At 30.5% G+C, this 6,279-nt stretch carries 6 protein-coding genes and 1 pseudogene; 6 read left to right on the forward strand and 1 reads right to left on the reverse strand.

Features of this window, described 5'->3' with window-relative positions; all coding sequences use genetic code 11:
* Positions 1-85: 85 nt before the first annotated feature.
* Complete coding sequence (gene pduL / locus AC5M21_RS15660) at positions 86-652, reverse strand: phosphate propanoyltransferase (RefSeq protein WP_008790532.1); 567 nt, start codon at positions 650-652, stop codon at positions 86-88.
* 348 nt (positions 653-1,000) lie between these two features.
* Here pduL and AC5M21_RS15665 point away from each other — a divergent pair, with 348 nt between their 5' ends.
* From AC5M21_RS15665 to AC5M21_RS15690, 6 genes and pseudogenes are all read left to right on the forward strand, one after another.
* Positions 1,001-1,171 (forward strand): hypothetical protein, encoded by a 171-nt coding sequence (locus AC5M21_RS15665; protein WP_008790531.1) that lies wholly within the window; start codon positions 1,001-1,003, stop codon positions 1,169-1,171.
* A gap of 161 nt (positions 1,172-1,332) precedes the next feature.
* Entirely contained in the window at positions 1,333-2,127 is a 795-nt protein-coding gene (cdaA, locus tag AC5M21_RS15670; protein WP_017143825.1) for a diadenylate cyclase CdaA, read from the forward strand.
* A complete protein-coding gene (locus AC5M21_RS15675) occupies positions 2,117-3,514 on the forward strand; it encodes a CdaR family protein (protein ID WP_008790529.1) in 1,398 nt (465 codons plus the stop codon). Before cdaA ends, AC5M21_RS15675 begins: the two co-directional genes overlap by 11 nt.
* Positions 3,515-3,518: 4 nt before the next feature.
* Positions 3,519-4,868, forward strand: coding sequence for a phosphoglucosamine mutase (gene glmM / locus AC5M21_RS15680; RefSeq protein WP_008790528.1), 1,350 nt, complete (start codon positions 3,519-3,521; stop codon positions 4,866-4,868).
* 76 nt (positions 4,869-4,944) lie between these two features.
* Positions 4,945-5,601: a response regulator transcription factor gene (locus AC5M21_RS15685; RefSeq protein WP_008790527.1), complete on the forward strand. Its 657-nt coding sequence runs from the start codon at positions 4,945-4,947 to the stop codon at positions 5,599-5,601.
* A 1-nt stretch (position 5,602) separates the two neighbouring features.
* Positions 5,603-6,279 (forward strand): annotated as a pseudogene (locus AC5M21_RS15690) (sensor histidine kinase); the annotation flags it as partial.

The raw sequence follows: 6,279 nt of genomic DNA on the forward strand, positions 1-6,279 counted from the left end.
AATTTATATATAAAAAGAAGGTTTCACTGAAATCTTCTTTTTACTATAATTATTCTTTTTTGCATGATTAAATGCTGTGTTAATTCTATTTAATAATTGTGCCTTCGTTAGGTCCACAAGCTGCATTTGATTCATCAGTATCAATATGCATAGCTAATGCATAAGTATCACTTACACGACAAACAACATCACCAAATGTTAATGATCTGCCATCAGTAGTCACTTCAACGCTTACAATTTGCTTATCTTCCACACCAAACTCTTGAGCGTCAGCTGGAGTCATATGAATATGACGTTTTGCTGCAATAACACCACAAGGGATTTCCACTTCACCAGCAGGACCAACAAGTTTGCATCCTTGAGTTCCATCAATATCTCCTGATTCTCTCACTAATGCTTTGATTCCTAATGATCTTGCATCTGTCAAAGAAACTTCAACTTGTGTACTTGCACGAGTTGGTCCTAAAATAGACATTTTTGTTTCTCCTTTAGGTCCTATAACAGTGACTTTTTCTTCGCACGCAAATTGCCCTGGTTGAGAAAGGTCTTTTTTATTTGTAAGTGTATATCCTTCACCAAATAATGTTTCTAAATCAGTTTGTGAAACATGGACATGTCTTGCAGATGTTTCAACTAAAATTTTTCTTCCCATAATAATCCTCCTATTTAACATACATATATTACAACTTTTTTCATGATTTGCAAAGACATTTACACTAATTTTGATGTCATTTTTTGTAAAAGGAATAAAATTTATTGAAATGTTAAAAAATATCTCAGTCAAATAAATATATCTTTTTTGATAAAAGTACAAAACATTGATATATACAGGTTTTAAACACTTTGTATATAAAACAACTTTGATGTTTAAAGATAAAATAAACAATCAAAATACTTTTTAATATAAATAAAGTATAGTATGGTGAAATCACAAAGAAAGAAGTTGAAAAGATTTGCAAAATGATAAAACCATCTTGATGATAATTCGGGAGGTGGTTTTATGACTCATGAAGAGATGGAAAAAGAAGTTCTAGAAATCAGTGCATTTTTAAAAATATTATCACATTTAGATAATTGTGATATAGATATCCTTGATTTGCAGACTGTAGCTAGTGTTTTTGCTTCTAAAGCAGATATTTTATATTGCTCTATATGTGATGATTTATCATGAAAAGAGAAAGCCTAGAAATAGGCTTGTTTTTGTTCATATGTGTATGATTTGTATAAAGATGTCAGAAATTGCAGCTAAAAATTTCATCAAATGAAAATTGTGGCATTTTATTTTAGGTTTAAAACTGTTATAATAGAAAAGAAATGTGGGTGATGAATAATATGAGTTGGTCTCAAATCATTAACTTCTTAAGATCTTCTATAGATCTTATTGCAGTTTGGTTTATTTTATATTATGTAATTTCGATGTTTAAGACAAATATGAAAACAATGCAGTTGTTTAAAGGTGTCTTGTTTATTTTAATTGTTAAACTCATAACTAGTGTTTTAGGTTTAACGACATTAAATTACCTAGTTGATAGTATTATTAATTGGGGAGTTCTTGCTATGATTATTATCTTTCAACCAGAAATCAGAACTTTATTGGAAAAAATGGGTCAGACAAAGATGACAATGAAAAAAGAGATAAGTGATGATGAAAAAGAAAGGTTAATGGATGAGTTAGTAAGTGCAATTACAACACTTTCAAAAGAACAAACAGGTGCTTTGATTACTTTTGAAAGAACGCAATCTTTATTGGATTATATTAATACAGGGACAAAGATTAATGCAGATATTAAAAGTGAGTTGTTTTTAACAATTTTTTGGGAAGGAACACCATTGCATGATGGAGCAACAATTATTCAAGGTGACCGTGTAGCATGTGCAGCAGCATTTTATCCGCCGACAAATAAGGAATTGAGTCCTAAGTATGGGGCCAGACATAGAGCTGCTATTGGGATTAGTGAAATTACAGATTCATTAACAGTTGTTGTCAGTGAAGAAACAGGGACCATTTCATTTGCTATGAATGGTGAATTAAAAAAGATTCCAACAAAAGAGTTACGTGCATCTTTAGTTAATGAATTAAATTGGTTTAAATCTGGTGATGAAGGAGGTCAAGCTCATGAGTCCTAGACAAAATAAAGAAAAAAGAGATGTTCATGATTCAACAACTGAATTCTTTTTGAAAGTTGTACAAAAAGAAAAGGAAGCAGCATCAAAAGAAAGTACTACAAAAGAAAATATTAGTGCTACAAAAACAAAAACTATTGATACAGTTGGGCGATTCTATAATTATATTAATCAAACATTAGATAAAATTTTATCAAGTAAAGCCAGTATTATGATTCTTTCTTTTGCAATGGCTGGAGTTCTTTTCTATAGTATTGCTGGGAAAGATATTCTCACTAGCCCAACATCTGGTTCAACTCTAGAGAATGTTCCTGTTGTTGTAGAAAACTTAGATTCATCTTTAGAATTATCTGGTGTTCCAGAGAGCGTTACAGTTGGATTGATTGGTCCATCTTTGGATATTTATAAAGTCAATTTTACAAAAGACTATCAAATTTATCTTGATTTAGCAGATTATGAAAAGGGTGAGTATACTGTCAATTTAAGATCGCGTAACTTTCCTGAAACATTAAGAGTGATGCCAGTACCATCAACCTTGAAAATCAAACTTTTACCAAAAATAGATGCAACTTTTGATTTAGGCTATCGTTTCATAAATGAAGAAAAATTGGATACAGAATATTCTGTAAGTGTAGAAGAAATGGCTGAGACAAGTGTGATTTTACGTGCAAGTCAGGAGACATTGCAAAAGGTTGTTAGGGTAGAGGCAAATATTGATGTTGCAGATAAGACAGAGGCCTTTGAACAGGATGCTAAAATCAAAGCATATGATGCTAATGATAAAGAGCTTAATGTAGAAATTTCACCTACAACTGTCCATGTCAAATGTAATGTGGCTTCTTATAGTAAAGTTGTTCCTGTACAAGCTCAATTTGTGGGTGATATCCCTGCAGGATATGAAATATCTAATTATAGACTTTCTCAAAGTCAAATTACGATTTATGGTTTGGAAGAAAAAATTAAAGATATTTCTGTTGTGAAAGTAGATGTTGATGTAAGTGATGTTAAGTCTAATACGACAATAACAAATGTTGCTTTTAAAAGAGGAAATGGTATTAATAAGTTTTCTTCTGAAACAGTTGATGTGACAGTAGAGGTTGAAAAAGTGATTACCAAGAAGATTGAAAAAGTCCCTATTAAGGTGTTAAATAACACAGAAAATTATAAGGTGTCTTTTGCTGGAGAAGGTGGTTATGCAACAGTATCTGTTACAGGTACCGAGGCTAAGATTGCTTCTTTAACAGCTGACAATATACAGGCGAGTGTTGATGTTGACGGGTTAAGAGTAGGAACAAGACGTGTTGATGTGAAGACAGCTGTAGATGATGAAAAAATTAAGATTGAGTTATTATCATCGTCAAAAGTGACTATTAATATTGAAAGGAACTAGAGAAATGGGTAAATATTTTGGAACAGATGGTTTTAGAGGAGAAGCGAATGTTGATTTAACAGTTGAACATGCTTTTCAAGTTGGAAGATATCTTGGATGGTATTATTCGCAAAATGGTAAGGCGAGAATAGCAATTGGAAAAGATACAAGAAGAAGTTCGTATATGTTTGAATATGCTCTTGTAGCTGGTTTAACTGCAAGTGGTGCTGATGTGTATTTGTTGCATGTCACAACAACTCCTTCAGTTTCTTATGTTGTAAGAAGTGAAGAGTTTGATTGTGGAATCATGATATCTGCTTCACATAATCCTTACTATGATAATGGAATAAAAGTTATTAATGGAAAAGGACAAAAGTTAGAGGCAAATGTTGAAAACCTTATTGAACAGTATATTGATGGATTAACTGATTCTATTCCATATGCTACAAAAGATAAAATTGGTAGAACAATTGATTATTCAATGGGTAGAAATCGTTATATTGGATATTTAATGAGCATTCCAACACGTGCATTTAAAGATTTGAAAATTGGATTAGACTGTGCAAATGGTTCATCAAGTGCTATTGCTAAAAGTGTATTCGATGCTTTGGGTGCTGAAACACATGTTATTCATAATCAGCCAGATGGATTAAATATCAATACAAACTGTGGCTCTACACATATTGAAGTCTTACAAAAATATGTTTTAGATAATGGATTAGATGTTGGCTTTGCATATGATGGTGATGCTGATAGATGTATTGCTGTTGATGAATTTGGAAGAGTTGTTGATGGTGATTTGATTCTTTATGTATGTGGTTTAGAGATGAAAGCCAAAGGTGAATTGTTAAATAACACAATTGTGACAACAATCATGAGTAATTTTGGTTTATATAAATCATTGGATAAAGTGGGTATTCAGTATGAAAAGACTGCTGTTGGTGATAAGTATGTTTATGAAAATATGGTTCAAAATGGACACTGTATTGGTGGAGAACAATCTGGACATATTATTTTCTCAAAACATGCAACAACTGGTGATGGTATTTTAACATCATTAAAAGTTGTAGAAACTATGGTTGAAAATAAAAGAACATTAGCTCAATTAACTGAAGCGGTTGATATTTATCCACAATTATTAATTAATGTTCGTGTAACTGATAAAAAGAAAGCACAAGAAGATCCTGATGTTCAAGCAGCTGTTAAAGAAGTAGAAGAAATTCTGGGAAGTGATGGGAGAATTTTAGTACGTGAAAGTGGAACTGAACCTGTTGTACGTGTTATGGTTGAGGCACAAAGCGATGAAATCTGCCATGAAAATGTATTAAAGGTTGTTAATGTGATTAAAGCAAAAGGATATGCAGTAGAAAAATAAAAGTTTCACATATTATCACAAATTATTGCCATATTCTATGGCAATCTTTTGTATATAGTGATAGTGAGGTGATTTTATGAAATATCGTATTAACATCATAGATGATGAAAAAAACTTAAATGATTTGGTAAGAACTTATTTAGAAAAAGAGGGATATATTGTTTATTCCTTCTATACATATGAAGAAGCTTTATTACATAAAGATGATGATGTCCATTTATGGATTGTTGATATTATGTTAGATAAAAGCAGTGGATTTGATCTTCTTAATGAAATCAAATATTGTAAGCCCAACATGCCTATTGTTTTCATGAGTGCTAGAGATCAAGAGTTTGATCGTATTATTGGTCTTGAAAAAGGTTGTGATGAATATATTACAAAACCTTTCAATATCAAAGAAGTGATTTTAAGAATACATAATGTTTTAAAACGTGTATATAAAGATGATCCTGCTTTAATTAATGTTGATGGTTATGCAATTGATGAAGAAAAGCGTAAAGTTTTATTTAATAAAGAAGAAATAGAATTAACAACTAAAGAATATGAATTGTTAATATATTTTGTTAAAAATAAAGGAATTGCTATTTCTAGAGAGCAAGTTTTAGCCAAAGTATGGGATGAAAATTACTTTGGAAGTGATCGTGTTGTTGATGATACATTACGACGCTTGAGAAAGAAAATGCCTGATTTAAATATAAAAACAATTTATGGTTTTGGATATCGATTAGATTAATATGCGTGAAAAAATTTCAAAACTAAACTTTCTAAAAAAACTTTCACTTGTTCAACAGCTGATTGTTGTTTTGAGTTTTGTTGGTTTGCTGCTTGTGGCTGTTATGATGCCTTTGGTTGATTATAACTTAAGTTCTATTATTGATAGTCAAATGTATGAAACATTAAGTATCTCTCAGTATGCGGTTATTAATGATTCTTATATGCCAAATAAACAAGCAAAGCAAACGTATCATATTATTTATAACAGTTCTACTCAGATATTTGAAAAATCAAATATTGTTTCTGAAAATTTTGTTTTAGAACTTTATCAGGATCTTTTTGGAAAAGACTTACAACAACTGGTTAATACATCCCACTCTAAAGTTAAGAATAAAGGAACTTTTGGTAATGAAACATTTTATTATATGATTACAAGATATTCTCAAGATTCACAATATTATTTAATATCTATTGTCAATAGTGATTATTCTAATGATTTAATTACTTCTTTAAGAAATCAAATTATTTATATTCAGTATGGATTCTTTGTTATTTTTGCAATTATGATGATTTTATGGGTTTTGACATTGATCAATCCATTAAAGAAAATAAAGAATTATATTGATAATATTAAAAATAGAAAAAATGATGAACTCTTTATAGATAGAGAAGATGAAATTGGAATTGTATCTCAGGC

This window comes from Coprobacillus sp., assembly GCF_984815275.1.

Coding starts and splice junctions, on each gene's coding strand:
- AC5M21_RS15665 (WP_008790531.1), top strand. CDS start 1,001: ATGACTCATGAAGAGATGGAAAAAGAAGTTCTAGAAATCAGTGCATTT.
- cdaA (WP_017143825.1), top strand. CDS start 1,333: ATGAGTTGGTCTCAAATCATTAACTTCTTAAGATCTTCTATAGATCTT.
- pduL (WP_008790532.1), bottom strand. CDS start 652: ATGGGAAGAAAAATTTTAGTTGAAACATCTGCAAGACATGTCCATGTT.
- AC5M21_RS15675 (WP_008790529.1), top strand. CDS start 2,117: ATGAGTCCTAGACAAAATAAAGAAAAAAGAGATGTTCATGATTCAACA.
- glmM (WP_008790528.1), top strand. CDS start 3,519: ATGGGTAAATATTTTGGAACAGATGGTTTTAGAGGAGAAGCGAATGTT.
- AC5M21_RS15685 (WP_008790527.1), top strand. CDS start 4,945: ATGAAATATCGTATTAACATCATAGATGATGAAAAAAACTTAAATGAT.